At 70.4% G+C, this 22,953-nt stretch carries 21 protein-coding genes and 1 tRNA gene; 11 read left to right on the forward strand and 11 right to left on the reverse strand.

Annotation, left to right across the window (positions count from 1 at the left end):
- Nucleotides 1–99: 99 nt before the first annotated feature.
- The 6 genes from JHE00_RS15845 to JHE00_RS15870 all read right to left on the reverse strand — a co-directional run bounded on the left by JHE00_RS15845 (nt 100) and on the right by JHE00_RS15870 (nt 4,991).
- A complete protein-coding gene (locus JHE00_RS15845; RefSeq protein ID WP_200318822.1) occupies nt 100–690 on the reverse strand; it encodes a GNAT family N-acetyltransferase in 591 nt (196 codons plus the stop codon).
- 10 nt (nt 691–700) lie between these two features.
- A complete protein-coding gene (locus tag JHE00_RS15850; protein ID WP_200318823.1) occupies nt 701–1,102 on the reverse strand; it encodes an NUDIX domain-containing protein in 402 nt (133 codons plus the stop codon).
- Entirely contained in the window at nt 1,099–1,389 is a 291-nt protein-coding gene (locus JHE00_RS15855) for a DUF6191 domain-containing protein (RefSeq protein WP_200318824.1), read from the reverse strand. The genes JHE00_RS15850 and JHE00_RS15855 overlap by 4 nt, the downstream gene beginning before the upstream one ends.
- Nucleotides 1,390–1,431: 42 nt before the next feature.
- Complete coding sequence (locus JHE00_RS15860) at nt 1,432–2,964, reverse strand: acyl-CoA synthetase (RefSeq protein ID WP_200318825.1); 1,533 nt, start codon at nt 2,962–2,964, stop codon at nt 1,432–1,434.
- A gap of 62 nt (nt 2,965–3,026) precedes the next feature.
- A complete protein-coding gene (locus tag JHE00_RS15865) occupies nt 3,027–4,154 on the reverse strand; it encodes a DUF5938 domain-containing protein (protein ID WP_200318826.1) in 1,128 nt (375 codons plus the stop codon).
- 33 nt (nt 4,155–4,187) lie between these two features.
- On the reverse strand, nt 4,188–4,991 hold the full coding sequence (locus tag JHE00_RS15870) for an SDR family NAD(P)-dependent oxidoreductase (RefSeq protein WP_200318827.1): 804 nt from the start codon (nt 4,989–4,991) through the stop codon (nt 4,188–4,190).
- A 200-nt stretch (nt 4,992–5,191) separates the two neighbouring features.
- Here JHE00_RS15870 and JHE00_RS15875 point away from each other — a divergent pair, with 200 nt between their 5' ends.
- Both JHE00_RS15875 and JHE00_RS15880 read left to right on the forward strand, forming a co-directional pair.
- Nucleotides 5,192–5,827 (forward strand): TetR/AcrR family transcriptional regulator, encoded by a 636-nt coding sequence (locus JHE00_RS15875; protein ID WP_200318828.1) that lies wholly within the window; start codon nt 5,192–5,194, stop codon nt 5,825–5,827.
- A 44-nt stretch (nt 5,828–5,871) separates the two neighbouring features.
- Nucleotides 5,872–6,798, forward strand: a complete 927-nt coding sequence (locus JHE00_RS15880) for a serine hydrolase (protein WP_372440454.1) — start codon at nt 5,872–5,874, stop codon at nt 6,796–6,798.
- Here JHE00_RS15880 and JHE00_RS15885 read toward each other — a convergent pair.
- Complete coding sequence (locus tag JHE00_RS15885; protein ID WP_200318829.1) at nt 6,747–7,706, reverse strand: LysR family transcriptional regulator; 960 nt, start codon at nt 7,704–7,706, stop codon at nt 6,747–6,749. The genes JHE00_RS15880 and JHE00_RS15885 overlap by 52 nt on opposite strands.
- A gap of 83 nt (nt 7,707–7,789) precedes the next feature.
- Between JHE00_RS15885 and JHE00_RS15890 the strand changes: the two genes are divergently transcribed.
- Genes JHE00_RS15890 through bla form a run of 3 tightly spaced genes read left to right on the forward strand, consistent with a single transcriptional unit; the run spans nt 7,790 to nt 11,312 of the window.
- Nucleotides 7,790–8,767 (forward strand): MBL fold metallo-hydrolase, encoded by a 978-nt coding sequence (locus JHE00_RS15890; protein WP_200318830.1) that lies wholly within the window; start codon nt 7,790–7,792, stop codon nt 8,765–8,767.
- Nucleotides 8,768–8,778: 11 nt separating this feature from the next.
- A complete protein-coding gene (locus tag JHE00_RS15895) occupies nt 8,779–10,353 on the forward strand; it encodes a penicillin-binding transpeptidase domain-containing protein (RefSeq protein ID WP_307831959.1) in 1,575 nt (524 codons plus the stop codon).
- A gap of 35 nt (nt 10,354–10,388) precedes the next feature.
- Entirely contained in the window at nt 10,389–11,312 is a 924-nt protein-coding gene (gene bla, locus JHE00_RS15900) for a class A beta-lactamase (RefSeq protein WP_200318831.1), read from the forward strand.
- Between the two features lie 519 nt (nt 11,313–11,831).
- Here bla and JHE00_RS15905 read toward each other — a convergent pair.
- Nucleotides 11,832–11,904: transfer RNA gene (locus JHE00_RS15905), tRNA-Arg, on the reverse strand.
- A gap of 24 nt (nt 11,905–11,928) precedes the next feature.
- Nucleotides 11,929–13,404 carry a phytoene desaturase family protein gene (locus tag JHE00_RS15910; protein WP_200318832.1) on the reverse strand — a complete coding sequence of 492 codons (1,476 nt, stop codon included), beginning with the start codon at nt 13,402–13,404 and terminating at the stop codon, nt 11,929–11,931.
- A 151-nt stretch (nt 13,405–13,555) separates the two neighbouring features.
- On the opposite strand from JHE00_RS15910, the gene JHE00_RS15915 reads away from it, so the two are divergent.
- Nucleotides 13,556–14,488, forward strand: coding sequence for a cation diffusion facilitator family transporter (locus tag JHE00_RS15915; RefSeq protein ID WP_200318833.1), 933 nt, complete (start codon nt 13,556–13,558; stop codon nt 14,486–14,488).
- On the opposite strand, the gene JHE00_RS15920 is transcribed toward JHE00_RS15915, so the two are convergent.
- Both JHE00_RS15920 and JHE00_RS15925 read right to left on the reverse strand, forming a co-directional pair.
- The gene (locus JHE00_RS15920) at nt 14,489–15,229 is read right to left on the reverse strand and encodes a DUF305 domain-containing protein (RefSeq protein WP_307831960.1); all 741 of its coding nucleotides are present in this window, start codon (nt 15,227–15,229) and stop codon (nt 14,489–14,491) included.
- A gap of 3 nt (nt 15,230–15,232) precedes the next feature.
- The gene (locus JHE00_RS15925; protein WP_200318834.1) at nt 15,233–16,066 is read right to left on the reverse strand and encodes a thioredoxin-like domain-containing protein; all 834 of its coding nucleotides are present in this window, start codon (nt 16,064–16,066) and stop codon (nt 15,233–15,235) included.
- 229 nt (nt 16,067–16,295) lie between these two features.
- Here JHE00_RS15925 and argS point away from each other — a divergent pair, with 229 nt between their 5' ends.
- The 5 genes from argS to thrB all read left to right on the forward strand — a co-directional run bounded on the left by argS (nt 16,296) and on the right by thrB (nt 22,737).
- Nucleotides 16,296–17,951: an arginine--tRNA ligase gene (argS, locus tag JHE00_RS15930; protein ID WP_200318835.1), complete on the forward strand. Its 1,656-nt coding sequence runs from the start codon at nt 16,296–16,298 to the stop codon at nt 17,949–17,951.
- 8 nt (nt 17,952–17,959) lie between these two features.
- The gene (lysA, locus tag JHE00_RS15935) at nt 17,960–19,399 is read left to right on the forward strand and encodes a diaminopimelate decarboxylase (protein WP_200318836.1); all 1,440 of its coding nucleotides are present in this window, start codon (nt 17,960–17,962) and stop codon (nt 19,397–19,399) included.
- A gap of 70 nt (nt 19,400–19,469) precedes the next feature.
- Nucleotides 19,470–20,783: a homoserine dehydrogenase gene (locus tag JHE00_RS15940; RefSeq protein WP_200318837.1), complete on the forward strand. Its 1,314-nt coding sequence runs from the start codon at nt 19,470–19,472 to the stop codon at nt 20,781–20,783.
- A complete protein-coding gene (gene thrC / locus JHE00_RS15945) occupies nt 20,780–21,859 on the forward strand; it encodes a threonine synthase (RefSeq protein WP_200318838.1) in 1,080 nt (359 codons plus the stop codon). Before JHE00_RS15940 ends, thrC begins: the two co-directional genes overlap by 4 nt.
- Nucleotides 21,856–22,737, forward strand: coding sequence for a homoserine kinase (gene thrB / locus JHE00_RS15950; protein WP_200318839.1), 882 nt, complete (start codon nt 21,856–21,858; stop codon nt 22,735–22,737). Before thrC ends, thrB begins: the two co-directional genes overlap by 4 nt.
- Nucleotides 22,738–22,953: the final 216 nt, after the last annotated feature.

Consider the following 22,953-nt stretch of genomic DNA (forward strand, 5'->3'; position numbering starts at 1 on the left):
TCGAAGCCCGGGTGCGACGCCGGGCCTGGTGCTCGGCTACGCGGCGAACTCGGTGAGCGAGATCGAGGAGGGCGTCGCCGCGCTCGGCGCCGTGGTGCGCTAGGCGGGTTCCCTGCGCATGGCCCACGTCCTCGGGCCGTCGTCGGGCAGGTCCACCTCGGCGACCGCCTCGAAACCGAGCTTGCGGTAGAGCGCGACGTTGCCCTCCAGCGAGGTCTCCAGGAACGCCACAGACCCCGCGGCGTCGGCCTCGCGCAGTCCCGGCTCGATGACGGCCTTGCCGAGCCCCCTGCCCTGGCTGTCCGGCCGGACGCCGACCGTGGCGAGGAACCATGTGGGCGTGGTGGGCCGGTGCGGTGCCAGTGCGGCTTCCGTACGGGCCGAGATCTCGGCCCGGTCGCCCGCGATCCGGCCCAGTTCGGGGGCCAGCTCGGCGAAGACGTCCGCGATCCCCGTCGAGTCCGGTGTGGTCCAGACCGCGACGGCGTCGGCATCGTCGCTCACCCACACCCGCCCGTGCGGTATGCCGATCCGGGCGAGGAACAGGCGTTGCATGTCGGCGAGCCGGTCGAGGTGGTCGTCGGCGGCGAGGGTGTGGCGGGTGAACGGGTAGTCGGCGAACGCGGTGCGCAGGGTCTCGACGGCGGGTTCCAGGTCGCCGGATGTCGCCTCGCGGATCAGGTGTGTCATCGGCCCGACGCTACCCAGGGGTGCTGACCGATTGCAGGAAGTGCGCCGCCAGCCCGAGCCGTACGGCCTCCGCTGGCCGCAGCCACGCGTGCGCGTCGTGCTCGGCCGGGTTGAGCACCACCTCGGCGCTCTCGGTCTCGTGTGCCATGTAGACGGTGGCGTGCACACGCAGGTCCCTGCCGGTCACGTCCATCCAGCTGAACCGGCCGACCTCGCGGCCGACGCTGACGGCCAGCCCGGTCTCCTCGGCGACCTCGCGCACCGCGGCGGCCTCCGGCGGCTCACCCGCTTCGACGGTGCCGCCGGGTAGCTCCCAGCTGCCGCCGAGAAAGGTGCCCGCCTCGCGACGGAGCAACAATACGGCCCCTGTCCGTTCGATGCGGCAGTAGACGAGGTGCTTCTCCGGGGTCATGGCCTTTCTCGCCGGTCCTGCGGCAGCACCACGACGCCGCGATCGAGGTCGACGCCGTTCGGCGTCGCTCCCTGGGCGTCCTCGTCGCGCATCATCGACATCGAGTCGCGGTGGTCGAGTTCCATCCGCTTGGTGCCGTAGAACAGCGCGGTGAACTCGTTGACGTAGGTGGTCGCGAGCGGTGTGCCCCGGCGCTTGCGCCGCCGGTGGCGCAGCGACTCGAAGGTGGCCACGGCGATCAGCAGGATCACCGACCCCGGGATGCTCCACTCGAATGCCGCGATCACGCGTACCCAACGAGCCGCGGCCAGGTGAGGTTCCGCCGCGGCTCAGCCGGTCAGCCGGGCCCTGATGTCGGTCTTGAGCACCTTGCCGATCTTCGAGCGCGGCAGGTCCGGCCAGATCTCGACCTGCTTCGGTGCCTTCACGCTGCCCAGCCGTTGCTTGACGAACGCGATCAGCTCGTCGGAGTCCGTGGCCTGGCCGGGGCGCAGCTGGACGACCGCCGTCACCCGTTCGCCCCACTTGTCGTCCGCCAGCCCGACCACCGCGCTGTCCTGCACCGCCGGATGCGCCAGCAGGGCCTGTTCCACCTCGGCCGAGTACACGTTGAAGCCGCCGGTGATGATCATGTCCTTGGCGCGGTCGACGAGGTAGAGGTAGTTGTCCTCGTCGAGGTAGCCGATGTCGCCCGTGTGGTGCCAGCCGTGCCTGCCCACCTCGGCGGTGGCCTCGGGGTTCTCGTGGTAGCCCGCCATCACGAGCGGGCCACGCACCACGATCTCGCCGCGTTCGCCCCTCGGCAGCAGCGCGCCCGCCTTGTCCATCACCGCCACCTGCGTCAGCGGACTCGGCTTGCCCGCGGACGACAGTCGTTCCGTGGCAACGGATCCATCCGCGCGGAAGTGGTCGGCCGGAGCGAGCGTGGAGACCATGTTGGGCGCCTCGGTCTGCCCGAACAGCTGGCCCAGTACCGGGCCGATCCGCCTCAGCGCCTCCTCCAGCCGGGTCGGCGACATCGGCGCCGCGCCGTACCAGAGGCAGCGCAGCGAACTGAGATCCGTGGAGTCGAGATCGGGGTGGTCCAGCAATCCGTAGATCACCGTCGGTGGCAGGAACGCGTGCGTGATGCGATGGTGTTCGATCAGGCGCAGGAACTCGCCGAGGTCCGGGCTCGGCATGATCACGACCTCGCCGCCGAGGGACATGACCGGGAAGGTGAGGACTCCGGCCGAGTGCGTCAGCGGGGCCAGCGCGAGGTAGCGCGGTCGCTCGCCGAACGGGTAGCTCATCAGCGTCAGCGCGGTCGCCGTCTCCAGGTTGTGCCCGGTCAGCCGCACCCCCTTCGGAGAGCCAGTGGTGCCGCCGGTTCCGGCGAGCATGCACAGCTCGTCGTCCCGGCTGGCGACGTCGACCGACGTGCCCGCGCCGCGCTCGATCCACTCGGCGAACGGGATCGCGCCCTCCACCTCGCCGTCGAGACACACCAGCGTGGTCAGGTGCGGCAGCGCGTCACGGATCCGCAGCACCAGCGGGGCGAAACGCTCCTGGAAGAACAGGCACCGGCAGCCGAACAGGTCGAGCAGCTGCCGGTTCTCCTCGGCTTCGTTGCGCGGGTTCACCGGGCACCACACCGCTCCGGCCCTGGAGATGCCGAACACGCACGTGAGGGCGAGCGGGTCGTTCGCCGAGAGCACGGCGACCCGCTCGCCGGGCTCGATGCCGGAGGCGTGCAGCGCGGCCGCGATCCGCCGGGTCGAGCGCTGCACCTCGGTGTAGGTCACCGAGACACCGTCGGTGGTCAGGCAGGCGGCGTCGCCGCCGAGTGAGACGCCCTTGTCCAGATAGTCGGTGAGCCGCACTGCTACCTCGCTGTAGTTGCCGGCCGGTGCCGGCCGCCCCCTGCGACGGCCGGCACCGGAGATCAGTGGTGGACTTCCAGGATCGGGTCGAGCACGAGTCCGAAGGCGCGCAACGTGCCGAGCAGCTCGCGGTGCCCGAAGGCCTGGCAGCTGGAGGCGAACCCGACCCGCCGGGGCTGTTCCTGCAGCAGGTGCGCCGCCGCGTGCGCGTTGAGCACAGCGGTCTGCTTGTAGTTGCAGTTGCCGTGGATGACGCAGTGCGCGCGGCCCAGCGGACCCGAGGCGTACACGGAGTCGAGCGAGGTGTTGATGCGAGGGTTCTCCCTCGGCGGCATCTCGTTGCGCACCTGGGCCGAGACGTCGTCGATGATCCGGTACTTCTCCTCGAGCGACGCGCCCTCCATCTGGGCGAGCGCGGCCTCGACGATCTGGGGGACGCCGAGCATCAACGGCCGGTTGAACACACCGCCGAGCGCCCGCACGTTCGCCACCCTCGGGTCCTTCTTGAACCACAGCGGATGCGACGTTCCGCCCCACGGCAGTGCCAGGCCGAGCTCGTGCTGCCCGGGCACCACCAGCTCGTAGAGGCCGCCGTCGGCCGGCCATTCCACGTACTCGTTCTGCTCCAGGTAGTAGGCCTTGGCGAACGCGGCGTTGGTCAGGATCGTGTTCGTGGACGCGACCGTCGGGTAGCCCTTCCAGAACACCTGGATGTCGAGGGTGTCGAGGCCGGGCGTCTCCAGACAGATGTTGGCCGCGATCTCGCCGATGGTGTACATCTGCGCCAGCCCCGGCGTGAGCACGAGGCCCTGCGCGGCGAACTCGGAGCCGTAGCGCTCGTCGGCGTCGATCATCCAGTTCTGCTCGCCGTTGGTGTCGGTGTAGTGCGCGCCGATGTTCAGGCAGGCCTGCGCCACCTCGTGCCCGTACCTGGCGAACGGGCCCACCGTGTTCAGCACGACCTTGGCGCCGCGGAACTGCTCGGTCAGCGAGTCGACGTCGTGCGCGACCTCCACGACCTCGTGCTCGACGGTCTCGATGCCGGGCACCGCGGCGACGGCTTCCTGGACGCGCTTCTGGTCGCGGCCCGCGGCCAGGAACGGGATGTTGTACTCGCGCAGGTACTCGCAGATGAGCCTTCCGGTGTAGCCGGAAGCGCCGTAGACGACGACAGGCTTGTCAGTAGCCATGAATCTTTTCCTTTCGTCCCAGTGGAAACCCGGTCACATGCCCATGCCGCCGTCGACGGGAAGACCCGCCCCGGTGATGTACTTGGCGGCGTCGGAGGACAGGAACACCACGGCGTCGGCCATGTCGTCCACCTGGCCGAGGCGGCCCTGCGGGGTGAGCCCGACGACGGCCGCCGCGGCTTCCTCGGGGGACGGGAAGAGGCCGAGCTCAGCGCAGTCGACGGCGAGCTGGTTGCCCATCACTGTCGGCGTCAGCCCGGGGTAGATGCAGTTGACGCGCACCCCGTAGCCGAGCTTGCCGGACTCGGCCGCGCCGACCCTGGTGAGCCGGTCGATCGCGGACTTCGTCGCGGAGTAGCCGGCGATGCCGGGAAACGCGATGGTCGCGGCGACGGAGGCGATGTTGACGACCGAGCCGCCGTTGCCCGCGGCGCCGCCGGGGCGCATGGTGCGGAACGCGTGCTTGAGGCCGAGCGCTGTGCCGAGCACGTTGACGTCGAGCATCGTGCGCAGCCCGGCCGGGTCGAGGTCGGCGATGAGGCTGGTGATCTCCACGCCGGCGTTGTTGACCACCAGGTCCAGCCCGCCGAGCGAGGTGCAGGTGTTGGCGACGGCCTCGGCCCAGCTCGCGTCGTCGGTCACGTCGAGCGGCACGAACTCGGCGGTCGCGCCCGCGTCGCGCAGCGACTGCACGGTCTCCTTGCCGACGTCCTCGAGTACGTCACCGACAGCGACGGCCGCTCCGGCTTTCGCGAGCGCCTCGGCCATCCCGGCGCCCAGCCCTCGTGCACCTCCGGTGACCAGCGCTTTTCTGCCGGTCAAGTCGTAACTCGTCATCGGAAATCTCCTCCTTGAGATCGCTGATCCGCCGCCGCTCGAGTACCTGCGGGCGGGCGCGGAGCGTGCACCGTGGGTCACACACTAGCGAGATTTGGACACTCGTCAAGATTTTCTCTGACAACTGTCCAAAGATCGAGGAGATAGACTCGGGGCCGGCCCGCAGCCCGCGGTCCGCAGCCACCCGACGGGACGAACACGTGACCGAGGTCGTCGAAAGCAAGCAGGACCGGATCGCCCGCCGCCAGATCGACAAGTTCGAGGCGCGGCGGACGGAGCTCGCCGTCGCCACCCTGCACACGCTCGCCGAGCTGGGCTACGCCAGGACGAGCCTGCGCGAGATCGCCCAGAAATCGGAGTTCTCGCACGGCGTCCTGCACTACTACTTCGCGGACAAGCGCGACCTGATCACGCACGCGGTGCGCCAGTACGAGGCCGTGTGCGTCACGCGCTACGACGAGGCGGTGGCGAGCGCGACCTCGGCCGAGGAGCTCAAGTGCGAGTTCGTCGGCATGTTCTTCGCGACGCTCAAGGCCGACGCGCCGCTGCACCGCCTCTGGTACGACCTGCGCAATCAGAGCCTGTTCGAGGAGTCCTTCCGCGAGGACGTGCTCGAGATCGACGAGCACCGGCAGGCCATGATCTGGCGGGTGGTCAGCCGCTACGCCGAGCTCGCCGGAGGTGAGCCCGCCACGTCGCCGGCCGCGGGCTACGTGATGCTCGACGGGATCTTCCAGCGCGCGCTGCTGCACTCACTGTCCGGAATGGACAGCTCGGTGGGGGAGCTGGAGCAGGAACTCGACCACGTGCTCGATCTGCTGGTGACCGCGAGCTGATCCGCGGGCGGGCGCCGGGTCGGGAAACGCGCGGCGGGGCTCTGGTGGATCATTACGGGGTGATGCCGGGCAAGATCCTCGAGGCCGCGGGCGTGCGCGGGTGGCTGCATGCGCGGTGTCTCGGCTGCGCGGGGGAGTACGGGTTCCAGCCCGACGAGCCCGCGGTGCTCGCGTCGGTGGTCAAGGTTCCGTTGGTGCTCGAGCTCGCTCGGCAGGCCTCGGCGGGGCAGTTGGACCTGTCCGACCGCATCCGGATCACCGCTGCCGACCGGCTCGGTGGCACCGGCACCGCCGGGTGCGCCGACGACGTCGAGCTGAGCCTTCGGGACGCGGCGCTCTTCACGCTGTCGCTCAGCGACAACACGGCCGCCGACCTGCTGTTCGACCGGGTCGGGCTGGACAACGTCCGTTCGTTGTTGCGGGAACTCGGGCTGACCCGGACCAGGATCGTCGGCTCCCCCAAGGTCGTCGTCGCCACCATGGCCGAGGACATCGGTGCGCGCGACGCGGCCGACTTCGCCCAGCGGTTCGCGGCCTTGACCCCCGGCGAGGTGTTCGCCACCCGCGCGCTCGATCCGCTGCGCACGTCCGCGACCACCGCGCGCGAGATGAGCGCGCTACTCGCCGCGATCGCCGACGAGACCGCGGGCCAGCCAGAGGCGTGCCGCTGGGTGCGTCAGCTCATGGGGCAGCAGCTGAACTGGCACCGCCTCACCGCGGCCTTCCCGCCCGAGGTGCGGGTCTGGGCCAAGACCGGTTCGCTGCTGGCTGTGCGCAACGAGATCGGTGTGGCCGAGTATCCGGACGGCACTCGCTACGCCGTCGCGGTCTTCACGCAGGCTCCGACGCTGGAGTCACGATTGCCGGATGTCGACCATGCCATCGGTGAGGCCGCGCGAACCGCGATCGAGCTGATCGATCACGACTCCCCGTACACCACGCTCCACGGTCGCGCCGGCGAATCCTGCTGAACCGGCGCGAGCGTCGTCACGCCGTCGCGGGCCAGTACCCTCGCCACGACCTCGGCCAACCGCGTTGCCTCGGGGTGGGGGTTCACCGTCGGCCAGGCCAGCGACATCCGCCACGTCAGCGCCCCGGCCTCCAGCGGTCGCCACACCACCCTGGGTTCCTTGCGTGCCACCAGGCCCTGGTCGAACGCCACGCCCTGCCCGGACAGGACGAGGCCCAGCACGAACTCCGGGTTGCGCGCGTGCTGCACGCTCGAGGGCCGGAAACCCTGCTCCCAGCAGGCCCGCAACGTCGCGTCGTACAGGCCGGGCGCGGCGGCTCTCGGAAACAGCACCAGCCCGTGGCCGGTCAGCTCGGACAGCGTCAGCTCCGAGCGCGCGGCCAGCGGTGAGTCCCTCGGCAGCACGACTCCCAGCGGTGTCTGGACTGCGGGCCCCAGTTCCAGCCCGGACACGTCGACCGGATGCTGGAGCAGCCCGGCGTCCAGCTCGCGATCGGCCAGCAGCCGAACCTGCTCGGTGGTGGTCAGTTCCTGCAGGTCGAGGCGCACGTCGGGGCAGGACTGGCCGAAGGCGGTCAGCAGGTCCGCGAGTACCCGCCCCGCCACCTCCGGTGGCACGCCGACCCGCAGCGCGTCGATCTCACCGCGGTGTGCCTTCTCGACCAGCGTCCGCATCCGTTCCCACCGCGCCAGCAGATCACGCGCCTCGGCGAGCAGGATCTGCCCCGCCTCGGTGAGCTCGACCCGCCTGCTGTCGCGGTCGAACAATCTCGCGCCGAGGTCGTTCTCCAGTTTCCGGATGCGCTGGCTCAGTGGTGGCTGGGCGATGCCGAGCCGTTCAGCGGCCCGGCCGAAGTGACGTTCCTCGGCGACGGCGACGAAGTAGCGCAGCGCGCGCAGTGGGTCCACGCTGCGACGATATCGGTTTACATATCGCCGCACTCGCCCGTTGGTCTTGGACAGCCGTACCAAAATCGTGCTGGGCTTGCCTCATGACTGATCGACTGAGCAGGCGCGGGATGTTCGGAGTGGGGCTGGGCGCCGCGGCTGTGCTCGCCGGTGCGACACCGGCCATCGCGCGGGCCACGAACGGCGAGGGACTCACACTGCGCTGGTGGGGAAACAACAGCTGGGAGATCCGGGTGCCCAGTGCCGACGGCACGAGCACGAAGACCGTGCTGATCGACCCGTGGCTGACGCGTTTCCACACCGGCACCTATCGGCCAGAGGGCGCCGACCCGAAGTCGAGGCTGTCGGTGAACACCACCCTCATCGACGGCTATGTGGACAGTGGGGAGCTGAGGGCGGACCACATCCTCGTGACCCACGGGCACTACGACCACGTGACGGACGTGCCGTACCTGGCGAAGAAGACCGGCGCCACCGTGTACGGGACCGAAACCCACCTGAACCTGATGCTGGCGCTGGGCGCGCCGGAGGACCAGCTCGCCGTCGCGACCGGTGGTGAGGCCCTCGTTTTCGACGGCTACACGATCCGGATACTGCGGTCACTGCACTCCGCGGCGGGCGCCCGCGCGGCCGTCGCCTTTCCAGGCACCCGCCCGAACCTCGGCCTTGAGCGACTGCCGAAACCGCGCTACATCAAGGACCTCGTGGAGGGCGGCACCCTCGCGTTCCACGTCGAGTCCGCGCGAGGCGGCAGCGTGCTGAACTTCGGTGGCTCCAACTACATCGAGTCCGAACTGGACGGTCTCCGGCCCGACGTCGTCCTCCTGCCCGCGGGCGGCGGGATGATCGCCGATTACGTGGGCAGGCTGCTGCGTGTTCTCGGCAACCCGCCCCACGTCGTGCCGACGCACTGGGACGACTTCGACCACCCGCTGACCGAACCGGCCCGCGACTGGGGCGGGCTGACGGCGTTGCGCGCGGCGGTCGCGGCCACCTCGCCCGCCTCGCGGTTCACCGTCGTCGACCACCTGCAGACCTTCACCCCCGCCAAGACCTCCTGAGGAAGTTCGACGTGTCTCGCAAGACGAAGAGATGGGTGCTGTCCGGCGGCGCGTTCGCCGTGGTCGCGATCGTTGTGGCGGCCGTGTTCCTGGTCCGTGGCGGTGCGGGCAGCCCGCCCGTCGCGGAGGCAGGGGGCGAGGACCCGGCCGCGGTACTCGAGCGGTACCTGCGCTCGTGGTCGGCCGGTCACGACGAGAAGGCCGCGGCACTGACCGACGACCCGGCCGCCGCCGGTGCGTTGCTGGCGGAGGCCCGAGCCGGGCTCGGCGCGGCATCCGTGACCGCAACGCTGAGAGGTGGCACCGAGGACACGGCGCACGTGCGGATCGCGTGGGAGCTGGGCTCGGGCCGGACGTGGACCTACGACAACGCGCTGACCCTGGTGCCAGGCAGCGGGGGGCCGATCGTTCACTTCACGCCCTCGGCGATCCACCCCGAGCTGGGTGAGGGCGACCGGCTCGTCACGCGCGCGGCCGCCGCCGGAGCCGCGGTGGTGGATCGAGCCGGCACTCCGGTGCTGCGCTGGGAGGAAGCCGGGCCAAAAGCGGTGGATCCGAACTTCGCTCCGCTGGTGTTGCCGGGGCTCGGTCGCCTGGTGGCCGGTGACGGCTCGGCCTGGGCGGTGGAGCGGGTCGACCAACAGGGCGGGCGGCACGAGCTGCACCGCGAAGGCCAGGTACCGACGACGCCGACCAAGACGACACTGAGCAGCACCGTGCAGGCCGCGGCCAACGCGGCGGTGGAGAGCGCTGACTTCCCCGCCATGCTCGTCGCGATCCAGCCATCGACGGGCGACATACTGGCCGTCGCTCAGAACACGCGGGTCACCGAGGGCAACCCGTTGACAGGTCTGTACGCCCCCGGCTCGACGTTCAAGATCGCCACGGCGGCCGCGGCGCTGGAGCACGGCCTGGCCGGCGCCGACGCGGAGCTGCCCTGCCCCGCGACCATCCGGATCGAGCACCGGACCATACCCAACGACGAGATGTTCACCTTTCCCTCGCTGCCGTTGCATTCGGCGTTCGCGCACTCCTGCAACACGACCTTCGCGCAGCTGGCCTCGGAGCTGCCTGCCGACGGGCTGGCGCGAGCGGCCGGCCAGTTCGGCCTGAACGCCGACTTCACCATTCCCGGCATCACCACCGAAGCGGGCAAGGTGATTCCCGCGAGCAGTTCCGCCGACCAGGTCGAGTCGTCGATCGGCCAGGGCTCGGTGCAGGCCAGTCCGTTCGGGCTCGCGTTGATGGCGGCGACCGTCGCGGAAGGCGGGCCTGTGACACCGCAACTGGTCGATGGCCAGGCGACCACGGTCAACACGGCCTACGACGGTCCTTCGCCCGCGGTGATCGACGCGCTGCGGTCGATGATGCGCGAGGTGGTCACCGACGGCACCGCGACCGCCCTGAGCGGCAGCGGCAGCGTGTACGGCAAGACGGGCACGGCGCAGTACGGCGATGGCAGTCAGGCCAACGGATGGTTCGTCGGCTACCGCGGCGACCTCGCGTTCTCGGTGCTGACGCTTGCCTCCAACTCGTCGAAGCCCGCGGTGTCGCTGTCCGCGACGTTCTTCGACGGGCTGCAGTGACCGTGCGCGCCGACCGCCACTTCGAGGAGACCTTGATGTCAGCACGACCGAGCACCACCCGACGCGGCTTCCTGGCCTTGGCGGGGCTCGCGTCGCTTGCCGCGTGCACCACTGGCGCGACGACTGGCACGACGGCAACGCGGCGGCCGAGTCCCGAACCGGCGCGCCCCACCAACGCGGCGCACGACCAGCTCGCCGAGCTGGAGCGGAAGTACGGGGCGCGGCTGGGCGTCCACGCCGTCGCCACCGACACCGGAGCCACCATCGCCTACCGGGCCGACGAGCGGTTCGCGTTCTGCTCGACCTTCAAGTTCCTGGCCGCGGCCGCGGTGCTGCATCGCAACCCGCTGTCGCATCTGGACACGACTGTCAACTACAGCGAGGTGGACCTGATGACGAGCTCGGTGATCACCGAGCGGCATGTGGACACCGGGATGACGATCCGCCAGGTCTGTGACGCCGCCGTCCGCTACAGCGACGGGACGGCCGGCAACCTCCTGCTCCGTGATCTCGGAGGTCCCGCCGAAGTGACGGCGTACGCACGCCGGCTCGGCGATGGTGTCACCCGCATGGACCGGTTCGAACCCGACATCACCGAGGCATCCCCCGGCGACCCACGCGACACGAGCTCACCCCGGGCGATGGGCCACGACCTCCGCGAGATCGTTCTGGGCAGCGCGCTCACGCCGGAGAAGCGCGCCTTCCTTCGTGATCTGCTGGAACGCAACGCCACCAAGGCGGGCGCCATGCGCATCAAGGCCGGCGTGCCCGCCGAGTGGGTCGTCGCGGGCAAGACCGGGACCGGCGACTATGGGACCCTCAACGACATCGCGGTCGTGTTTCCTTCCGGGTCGGCACCGCTCGTCATCTCGATCATGTCGAGCAAGACAGCCAGGGACGCCGAGTACGAGCAAGGCCTCATCGCGGAGGCCGCCGCGATCGCGGCGACCCTCGCCTGAACGCGGCGTGACCAGTGCTGAACTGGAGCGCGTGATCATGCCTTCGCCGTCAGGGTGTGTGGCCGCGCACCGGAGGCGTTGACATCGGTAAGCAAGCCGCCAGTCAGGCTGACGATCGTGTGAAGACGGTCAAGAATGTTGACTCAGCGGCTGGAAAATGGGCGTTTCGAGGGGAGTGGCCTGCTGAGTCAAGGAGCCGGTTTCGACGAGACAGCGCGTGTGTTGTCTCGCGCGGTGAGCGCTTGGCCCAACGCGGAGGTGGACCAGACGACGGTGGCTGAATGGGCCGGACTCTCACGGTCCTCATGGAGATCCACGCGGTGTGCCTTTGCCGGCCGGATGTTGTGTCCAGGCAGCGGGTGCGAGCAGTGCTCGGGCATGAGAGCTGATCGTGTCCACGCATTGTCCCCGGAGGGCCGCAGAGTGCCGGGTCTGATCGGGTCTGGCCGGGTAGGAAGTAAAAGGGCCTCGACCGGCGTTTCCGCTGGTCGAGGCCCTGCACCCGCAAAACGAAATGGGCGCCCTCGGCAGGATTCGAACCTGCGACACCTGCCTCCGGAGGGCAGTGCTCTATCCACTGAGCTACGAGGGCCCATCGCTGTGCGACCAGTGCAGCTTAGCGCATGCCCTCGGCCCCGTTCACCGGCGGCCCTGGTTGCAGCCGCGGGAGGGTGCGGATGCCGAACTCCTTGCGCAGCACGTTCCTCGCCGCGTGATAGCCGGCCATGCCGTGCACGCTCGGGCCCGGCGGGGTCGAGCCGGAGCACAGGTAGACGCCGCGCAGCGGGGTCGCGTACGGGTCGACGCTCAGGGTCGGTCTGGCCAGCATCTGCGACACGGTCACCGCTCCGCCCGCGATGTCGCCGCCCACGTAGTTGCGGTTGTAGGTCTCGAACTCCGGCGCCGTGATCGCTCTGCTCGCCAGCACCGTGTCCCGGAACCCCGGCGCGAACCGCTCGAGTTGCGCCGTGATCGCCTCCGTCGGGTCCACCGGGTCGCCGTTCGGCACGTGGCAGTACGTCCAGAGCGGGCGTTTGCCGGGGCGGGCGCGGTCCGGGTCGGCCGCGGTCGGGTCCACCACCAGTACGAACGGATTCGCCGGGCGCCTGCCCCGTTGCACGGCCGACTCGGAGGCGGCGATCTCCCGGTGCCCGCCACCGAGGTGCACGGTCGGGGCCGCGCGGACTTCGGGGTCCCGCCACGGCACGGGTTCCGAGACCAGGAAGTCGACCTTCGCCGAGGCCGGGCCGTACCGGAAGCGGGCGAGGCGGTCGCGGTAGCGCGTCGGCAGCCTCGAGCCCGCGAGGTCGAGCAGCACCGTGGGGCTGACGTTGAGCAGCACCGCCCTGGCCGAGGCCACCTCGCGCAGGTCCTCGATCGGTGTGCCGGTGTGGATGGTGCCGCCGTGGGCCTTGATGTCGGCCACCATCGCGTCGACGATGCGCTGGCTGCCGCCCTTCGGCACCGGCCATCCGCCCGCGTGCGCGAGGTGACCCAGCAGCATCGCCACGGCGCCGCCGGGCAGGCTCGGCAGCCTGCCGAGCGAGTGTGCCGCCACCCCGGCGAGCAGCGCCGGCGCGGTGGGTTCGGTGAACAGCCTGTTCGCTAGTGGGCTGCCCTGCAGCAGTGCCCTCGGAGCGAGCGCCGCCGCGGCGAGGACGTGTGGCGGCACGTGCCGCTGGTCGGAGAGCACCAGGTCTGCGATGGACTCGCTGTGCCGCACGAGCGGTTCCAGCAGCCTGCGCCAGCGGGCTCCGTCGCGCCCGAGCCGTTCACACGTGCGGTCGAGGCTGTGGAAGGCGATGCCGGCGGGAGCGTCGTCGAGTGGGTGCGCGTAGCTGGCCGAGGGCACGCACATCTCGACGCCCCGTGCGCCGAGGTCGAACTCGCGGAAGAACCTCGAGGCCGCGCCCAGCGGGTGCACCGCGGAGCAGATGTCGTGCACGACCTCCGAGTCGAACAGCGTCGTCGAGCGCAGTCCGCCGCCGGGGGTGGAGCCGGCTTCGAAGAGGGCCACGGTGAGCCCGGCGCGGGCGAGAACGACTCCGGCTGCCAGCCCGTTCGGTCCCGTTCCGACGATGGCGACATCCACGTGCGCCGACGGTACGCGTCGTTTCGGAGCCTCGCCGTGAGGGAATCCGCAGTAGAGTATGCGAGGTTAGCCTCACCTGTATTGCACCTATGCGCATGTGACTATATGTTGTCCGAGGTCGGACACCCGAGCGACGACAGGAGGCACGGCGATGGGCCACGAACACGGCCATGGGCACGGGCACGCCGAGGTGGCGCGGTCCGGTAGCGCGTCCGCGCGCTACGTGCGCAGGCTCGCGGCCGCCCTCGCGATCGGCGCCGGGTTCATGGTCCTCGAGTTCGTCGTCGGGTTCGCCACCTCGTCGCTGGCGCTGATCTCCGACGCGGCCCACATGTTCACCGACGTGATCGGCGTCGGGATGGCACTGCTCGCCGTGCTGCTGGCGCGGCGCAGCGGACCGACGCTCAACCGCACGTTCGGGCTCTATCGAGGCGAGGTGCTCGCCGCGCTCGCCAACGTGCTGCTGCTGTTCGGCGTGGCCGCCTACGTCATCTACGAGGCGATCGAGCGCATCACCGACCCGCCTGCCGTGGCCGGACTGCCCGTGCTGCTGGCCGCACTCGCGGGACTCGGCGCCAACATCGCGTCGTTCCTGCTCCTGCGCTCGGGTGCCAAAGAGAGCATCAACGTGCGCGGCGCCTACCTCGAGGTGCTCGCCGACCTGGTGGGCTCGGTCGGCGTGCTGGTGAGCGCCCTGATCACCATGACGACGGGCTGGCGCTACGCCGACCCGATCGTCGGCGTCGCCATCGGAGTGTGGGTGCTGCCGAGGGCCGCGTCGCTGGCCAAGCGCACGCTCCGGATCCTCTTCCAGCACGCCCCGCGCGGGATCGACGTCGCCACGCTGAGCGGAGAGCTCGCCGCTCTCGACGGCGTGGAGGACGTGCACGACCTGCACGTGTGGACGCTGACCTCCGGCATGGAGGTCGCCTCCGCCCACCTCACCGTCGCGCCCGACGCCGACACCAGCGCCGTGCTGGCCGACGCGCAACGCCTGCTGGCCGAGGGCTATTCGATCGACCACGCGACGCTGCAGATCGAGGCACGTGAGTCCGCGCGCCGATGCGAGGAGCTGTCGTGGTGATCAGGGGTAGGGCAGCGGTTCGGCGTCGCGTTTCGCGAGCAGCTGCCGCATGAGCTCGGCCTCGGGTCCCTGCGACTTGAGGATGCTCTGGGCGAGCGTGCGGACCGCCCCCACCGACGAGTGGTCGTAGGCGTACTGAGCCATGTCCGTGCCGCCCTGGTGGTGGCGCAGCATCAACTGCAGGAAGTAGACGTCGAGCTCCTCGCCCGACAGCGACCGCAGCTTCGTGAGCTCCTGCTCGGTCGCCATGCCGGGCATCGCGCCCTCACCGGCCGAGGGCGAGACCTGGTCGCCGCCGTGGCCCGAGTGGCTACCGGGCTCGGTCATCCACGTCATGTACTCGCCGAGTGGCTCCTCGGGCTGCTGCCACAGCATCAGCCAGCCCTTCATGCGCCCGACCTGCTCGGTCTGGGTGCTGCCGATGTCGAACGCCAGCTGGACGATCGCCCGGTCGCCACTGTGGTCGCGCGCCCAGTTGGCCATCGTGACGGCCTGCAGGTGGTGCACCGACATGTCCTGCGCGAAGCCCACCTCGACGGACCCGGCCGCCGGGACGGGCTGTGGCTCGTCGTCGACCGCGCGGGAGAGCACCATCCCGATCGTGGCGCCGACCAGCAGCACCGCGAGCGTGGCGGCGCCGAAGATCAGCAATCGCGACCAGCCGGGCGTCTCCCGCTGTTCGGCCGCACCGTCCTCGGCGGCGTCCGTTCCGGTGTCCTGCTCCGGTTCGTCCGACGCCACGGGTCAGCCGCCGGCGGGAGGCGAAGGCTGCCCGCCCATCGGCTGGTCCTGCTGCACGCCCTCGGAACCCTTGTAGTCCATGCCCTTGGCGTCGGGGCCCGGCTCGGACGGGTCGAACGGCGGCGGGTTGTCCGGGTCGAAGGCGCCGGGGCCGAGCGCGTCACACGAGGCGCCGACCTCGGGGTAGGTGTTCGCGTTGCGGCGCAGCGCGGCGATGAACTGGTCGATGCGCTCGTCGTCGGCGTTCTCCAGCTTGAGCTGGTGGCCCCAGGACTGCAGCGCGATCGGCGAGTCGAGGCCCGGGTACGGCGACAGCATCGTGAAGGGCTTGCCCTCGGCGCGGACCTTGAGCTTCTCGAGCTCGTCGCCCTGCACCTTGTCCGGGTCGTAGGCGATCCAGACGGCGCCGTGCTCGAGCGAGTGCACCATGTTCTCGGTGCGCACGGCGTTCGGGTAGACGATGCCCGTGCACGCGGCCCAGAAGCCGTCGTGCGGGCCGCCATAGGGCGGGTTCTTGTCGTAGGCGACGCGCTCGGTCGGCAGCACGTGCGCACCGGCCTCGTAGGTGTCGGTGACGACGCCCTTGATGTCCTTCGACGGGTCGGGGTTCTGCTCGGAGGGAGCGAACGCCGCGGCGGCCTCCTCGCGGTCGCGCTGCGCCCGCTGGTCGCCGGAGGCGATCCAGTAGTACCCGAACACACCCACTGCCAGCAGCAGGATGGCGACGACCGCGATGATCGTGCCCCAGGGGGTGCCCTTCTTGGTAACGACAGAGCCCCGGGCCGCCTTGACCGCGTTGTTCTTGGGCTTGCCCTTGTTCTTTTTGCCGCTGGCCATGGCTCCCGTTTTCCCTCGAGGACGTAGGCGTACCGGCCCTGAAGTGTAGGGAAAGAGATGTAAGCGGCGCGTAGCGCCTCCGTGAGGGGTGGTTGGTCGGGCTGGCGGGTGGGCGTAAGCGGCGCGTAGCGCCGTCCCCGAGGGGCGGTCTGCCGAGCCTCACAGAGCCGCTGGTCGGGGGCCACTGCCTCCGTGAGGCGCCCTTGGTCTCCGGCCGTACACTCGGCTCGTGACTCCCTCCGCCCTTGCTGACCTCGTGCGTTCGTCTGCCGTTGAAGTGCTGTCGGCGCGTGGCCTCGACCACAGCGTCCTGCCCGACCCGGTCACGGTCGAGCGACCCCGCAACCCCGAACACGGCGACTACGCCACGAACGTGGCGATGCAGGTGGCGAAGAAAGTCGGGCTCACGCCGCGCGAGTTCGCGGAGGCCCTCGCCGAGGCGCTGGCCGCCACCGACGGGGTCGAGGCGGCCGAGGTCGCGGGGCCCGGGTTCCTCAACCTCCGCCTCGCGGCCGATGCCCAGGGCGAGCTGGTGACTCGCGTGCTGGCTGCGGGCGACGCCTACGGCCGCGGCGACGCGCTGGCGGGCGTCAAGATCAACCTCGAGTTCGTCTCCGCCAACCCGACGGGCCCGATCCACCTTGGCGGCACTCGCTGGGCGGCCGTCGGCGACGCGCTCGGCCGCGTGCTCGACGCACAGGGCGCCGCCGTCACCCGCGAGTACTACTTCAACGACGCGGGCGCGCAGATCGACCGGTTCGTCGGCTCGCTGGTCGCCGCCGCGCAGGGTGCCGCGACGCCAGAGGACGGCTACGCGGGCTCCTACATCAACGACATCGCCGCCGAGGTGATGCGCAAGGAGCCGAGCGCGCTGACGCTGCCCGAGGACGAGCGCGACGAGCTGTTCCGCCGCATCGGCGTCGGGCTGATGTTCGAGGAGATCAAGAGCAGCCTGCACGAGTTCGGCACCGACTTCGACGTGTACTTCCACGAGGACTCGCTGCACAGCTCGGGCGAGGTCGGCAAGGTCGTCGAGGACCTCAAGGAGTCCGGCAGCCTCTATCCGGCCGACAACGCGTGGTGGCTGCGCTCCACCGAGCACGGCGACGACAAGGACCGCGTCGTCATCAAGAGCGACGGCAACCCCGCCTACATCGCGGGCGACCTCGCCTACCTGCGCGACAAGATCGGCCGCGGCTTCGAGCTGTGCATCTACATGCTCGGCGCCGACCACCACGGTTACGTCGCCAGGCTCAAGGCCGCGGCGGCGGCGATGGGGCACGACCCCGACGTCGTCGAGGTGCTGATCGGCCAGATGGTCAACCTGGTCAGCGACGGCAAGCCCGTGCGGATGAGCAAGCGGGCGGGCACGGTCGTGACCATGGAGGACCTCGTGGAGGCCGTCGGGGTCGACGCGGCGCGCTACGAGCTCGCGCGTTACTCCGTCGACTCCAGCCTGGACATCGATCTCGACCTGCTGCGCAAGCACAGCAACGAGAACCCGGTGTACTACGTGCAGTACGCCCATGCCCGGCTCGCGTCGCTGCTGCGCAACGCGGCCGAGCTCGGCATCGAGCGGGCCGCGGACGTCGACCTCGGCCTGCTCACGCACGCGAGGGAAGGCGACCTGATCCGCACGATCGGGGAGTTCCCCTCGGTGCTCACGAAGGCGGCCGAGCTGCGTGAACCGCACCGCGTCGCCCGCTACCTCGAGTCGCTCGCGTCGGCCTACCACAAGTTCTACGACGTGGCGCGGGTGTTGCCCCAGGGTGACGAGGAGGCCACTCCGCTCACCCACGCGCGCCTGGCGCTGTGCGAAGCCGCCCGCCAGGTGCTCGCCAACGGACTGTCGCTGCTCGGGGTCTCCGCCCCGGAACGGATGTAATGATCTAGATGTGTGCTCACCCCGCGGGGCCCCGGCACGCCGAGGTCTACCCGCACGTCGATCAGGCAGGTTTTCCTCCCTCCTCCGCGGCGGAGCTGGACAAGCTCTATCCGAAGGTCTGGCCACGCAACACGTACCGGGCGCCTGACGGCGTCGTGCGCATCGCGGGAGTCGATGTCCGCGAACTCGCGCGCACCTACGGCACGCCGCTGTTCGTCGTGGACGAGGCCGACTTCAAGGCCCGCTGCGCCGAGTACGCGGAGGCCTTCGACGACCCGGCTCTCGTGCACTACGCGTCCAAGGCGTTCCTGTGCACCGAGATCGCGCGCTGGGTCGCGGGCCAGGGCCTGAGCCTCGACGTCTGCAGTGGCGGCGAGCTCGCGATCGCCCAGCGAGCCGAGTTCCCGCCCGATCGGATCACCTTCCACGGCAACAACAAGTCGGTGGAGGAGCTGGAGACCGCGGTGGGGGCCGGAGTCGGCACCGTGGTGCTCGACTCGTTCTACGAGATCGCCAGGCTCGCCGACATCGCCGAGCGGCACGGCGTGGTGCAGTCGGTGCTCGTGCGGGTCACCGTGGGCGTCGAGGCGCACACGCACGAGTTCATCGCGACCGCGCACGAGGACCAGAAGTTCGGGTTCTCTCTCGCCTCCGGCGACGCGGCCGAGGCGGTGCGCAGGGTCCTCAACGCGTCGTCGCTGCGGCTGGTGGGCCTGCACAGCCACATCGGGTCGCAGATCTTCGACGCCGACGGCTTCGAGGTCGCCGCGCGCCGGGTCATCGGCCTGCTCGCCGAGCTGCGCAAGGAACACGGCGCCGACGCGCTCGAATCCCTGTCCACTGTGGACCTGGGTGGTGGCTTCGGTATCGCCTACACCGACAAGGACAACCCGCCGCCGCCCGCGCAGATGGTGACCCAGATCCGCGACATCGTGCGCAAGGAGTGCGCGTTCGCCGACATCCCGGTGCCGCGCATCGCCGGCGAGCCGGGCAGGGCCATCGCTGGTCCAGGCACGGTGACGCTCTACGAGGTGGGCACCATCAAGGACGTGGCGCTGGGCGACAACGTGGCGCGCCGCTACGTGAGCGTCGACGGCGGCATGAGCGACAACATCCGCACCGCGCTGTACGACGCGGCGTACGACGTGCGGCTGGTGTCGCGCGCCAGCGACGACGGCCAGCCGGAGTCGCCGAGCGCCGTGTTGTCCCGAGTCGTGGGAAAGCACTGTGAGTCCGGCGACATCGTGGTCCGCGACTGCTGGTTGCCCGACACCCTGGCAGCTGGTGATCTGCTCGCCGTCGCGGCGACGGGCGCCTACTGCTACTCGATGGCCAGCAACTACAACCGGCAACCGCGGCCGGCGGTGGTCGCCGTGCGCAACGGCAACCACCGGCTGCTGCTGCGCAGGGAGACGAACGAGGACATGCTGCGACTGGAGGTGTCGTGAGCGAAAATCGCGAAGCCGTGCTCACGAAAGCCGACCGGATGCGGGTGTCCCGCAGGAAGCTGGAGGTGTCATGAGCGTGGCCACGCTCGACGGGCGGACGGTCAGGGTTGCGCTGCTCGGCTGCGGCACGGTCGGCAGCGAGGTCACGCGCATGCTGCTCGGCGACGCCGACGAGCTCGCGGCACGGGTCGGTGCGCCGGTCGAGCTCGCCGGGATCGCGGTGCGCAGGCCCGACAAGCACCCCGAGCTCCCGCAGCACCTGCTCACCGCTGACGCCGGCGCACTAGTCGAGTCCGATGTGGACATCGTGGTGGAGCTGATCGGCGGCATCGAGCCGGTGCGCGGCTGGCTGCTCACCGCGCTGCGCAAGGGCAAGTCGGTGGTCACCGGCAACAAGGCGCTGCTCGCCGAGCACGCCGCGGAGCTGGCGGAGGCCGCCGACGCCTCGGGTGCCGACCTCTACTACGAGGCCTCCGTCGCTGGTGCCATCCCGCTGCTGCGCCCGCTGCGCGAGTCGCTGGCCGGTGACCGCATCACGCGTGTGATGGGCATCGTCAACGGCACCACCAACTTCATCCTGTCCGCAATGGACTCCACCGGCGCCGGTTATGCCGAGACGCTCGACGAGGCCACCAGGCTCGGCTACGCGGAGGCCGACCCCACGGCCGACGTCGACGGCTACGACGCCGCCTCCAAGGCCGCGATCCTGGCCTCGCTGGCCTTCCACACCAGGGTCACCGCCTCCGACGTCCACCGCGAGGGCATCGCGGGCATCAGCTCCTCCGACATCGGCGCCGCCAAGCTGCTGGGCCGCACGGTGAAGCTGCTGTCGATCTGTGAGCGCGTGACCTCCGACGACGGCACCGAGTCGGTGTCGGCGCGCGTGCACCCGGTGATGATCCCGCGCAGCCACCAGCTCGCGGGCGTGAGCGGTGCGTTCAACGCCGTCTACGTCGAGGCCGAGGCCGCGGGCGAGCTGATGTTCTACGGCCAGGGCGCAGGCGGTGCGCCGACGGCGAGCGCTGTGCTGGGCGACCTCGTCGCCGCGTCGCGCAACCGCGTCGCGGGCGGCCGCGGTCCTCGGGAGTCGGCTCACGCCGCGCTGCCGGTCCGGCCGATGGGCCAGACCCCGACGCGCTACCACATCAGCCTCGACGTCGCCGACATCCCGGGCGTGCTCGCGCAGGTCGCGCAGGTGTTCGCGGTGCACGGCGTCAGTATCGCGGCGGTGCGCCAGCGCGACCGGCTGTCCACGGCGAGCCTGGTGATCGTCACGCACCTCGCTCCGGACGCCGCGCTGGAGGCGACTGTCGACGAGATCAGCAAGCTGGACGTCGTTCGCGAGGTCGTCAGCGTCATGCGGGTGGAAGGCGAGGACTCGTGAACACGGAGAACGCTCCGGTCAAGGCGGGCTGGCCCGGCATCATCAAGGCCTACTCGTCGCGGATCCCCATCCCGAAGGGCGCGAAGGTCGTGACCCTCGGCGAGGGCAACACGCCGCTGATGCCCGCGCCGCACCTGTCCGAGCTCACCGGCTCCACGGTGTATCTCAAGATCGAGGGCGCGAACCCGACCGGTTCGTTCAAGGACCGCGGCATGACCGTCGCGATCACGCACGCGCTCGCGAGCGGGCTGCAGGCCGTCATCTGCGCCTCTACTGGCAACACGTCGGCCTCGGCGTCGGCCTACGCCGCCCGCGCGGGCCTCACCAGCGCGGTGCTCGTCCCGCAGGGCAAGATCGCGCTGGGCAAGATGGCGCAGGCCGTGCTGCACGGAGCCCGCATCCTGCAGGTCGACGGCAACTTCGACGACTGCCTCGAACTCGCCCGCAAGACTGCTGCCGACTACCCGGTCACGCTGGTGAACTCCGTGAACCCGGTGCGGCTGGTCGGGCAGAAGACCGCGGCGTGGGAGATCTGCGACGCGCTGGGCACCGCCCCGGACATCCACTGCCTCCCGGTGGGCAACGCGGGCAACATCACCGCCTACTGGGCGGGCTACACCGAGTACGCCGCCGACGGCATCGTGGGCAACACGCCGCGCATGTTCGGCTTCCAGGCCGCCGGCAGCGCTCCCCTCGTGAGCGGTGCGCCGGTGGCGGAGCCCGAGACGATCGCCACGGCCATCAGGGTCGGCAGTCCCGCATCGTGGGAGCCCGCCGTCAAGGCGCAGACGGCGAGCGGGGGTCTCTTCGAGTCGGCCACTGACGAGCAGATCCTCGAGGCGTACCGGTTGCTCGCGCGCAAGGAGGGCGTCTTCGTGGAGCCCGCCTCGGCGACGAGCGTCGCCGGGCTGCTGCTGACCGCGGCCGACGGTCGCATCCCGCGTGGCTCCACTGTGGTGTGCACGGTGACCGGCCACGGACTGAAGGACCCGGCCACGGCCCTGGACGGCAACGTCGAGGTGGAACCGCTCGCCGTGGACCCGCGCGCCGTCGCCTCCGCGCTCGAACTGTCATGAGGCTGCGGGTCACCGTCCCCGCCTCGACGGCGAACCTCGGCTCCGGGTTCGACACCTTCGGGATGGCGCTCGGTCTCCACGACGTCGTCGACGTCGAGGTGCGTGACTCCGGACTCGAGGTCGAGGTGCTCGATGCGGGCGCCGGCGACATGGGCGCCGTGCGCACCGACGAACACCATCTCGTCGTGCGCGCGCTGCGCCGCGCGTGTGGCCAGCTCGGCGTCGCGGTTCCCGGGCTGCATCTGCGCTGCCACAACGCGATTCCGCATTCGCGCGGGCTCGGTTCGTCGGCGGCGGCCGTGGTCGCGGGCATCGCCGCCGGCTACGCGATCGCGGACCGGACGGTCGACGACATGGCGCTGCAACTGGCGGCCGAGTTCGAGGGACACGCCGACAACGCGGCCGCCAGTCTGTTCGGCGGATTCGTCGTCGCGTGGCAGGAGGGTGAGCGGTTCCACGCCGAGCGGCTCGACCCGCACCCGTCGATCCGGCCCGTCGTCGCGGTGCCGCAGCAGCGGTCGTCGACCAAGGAGACGAGGGGACTGCTGCCGGACAGCGTGCCGCTGGCCGACGCGGCGTTCTCCGCGGGCAGGACCGCGCTCGCGGTGCACGCGCTGACGGCGAAGCCCGAACTGCTGCTCGCCGCCACCGAGGACCGGCTGCACCAGGACTACCGCGCTCCCGCCTACCCGGCGACCGCCCGGCTTGTACGGGAGCTGCGGGAACACGGCGTGCCCGCGACGGTCTCCGGCGCCGGGCCGACCGTGCTCGCGCTCACCACCACGGGAATAGTTCCGGACGGCGTCGGCGTTGACGGTTTTGACGTCTCCGAACTGCCCGTCGACCTGACCGGAGTCCACGTGACCACCGAGGCATGACGGCTACAGTGAGGCACGCCACGCAGGGGGTGGTTGTTGCACCACGACCTCGGGCGGTCTACCCTCGGGGGCGTTAGGTCACCGTGCATTTCCGCACCCGGTGATGGTCCTGGGATTTTTCCCGGTGGCATCTCTTCCGTTCATTCGAAGCGGGTTCCCGGTAGACACGGTGGTCGGCCTCAACCCCGTGCTGGCGGCTCCGCCGCTGCGACTCGC

It is taken from the genome of Prauserella cavernicola (assembly GCF_016595675.1).
Classification (GTDB): domain Bacteria; phylum Actinomycetota; class Actinomycetes; order Mycobacteriales; family Pseudonocardiaceae; genus Prauserella_A; species Prauserella_A cavernicola.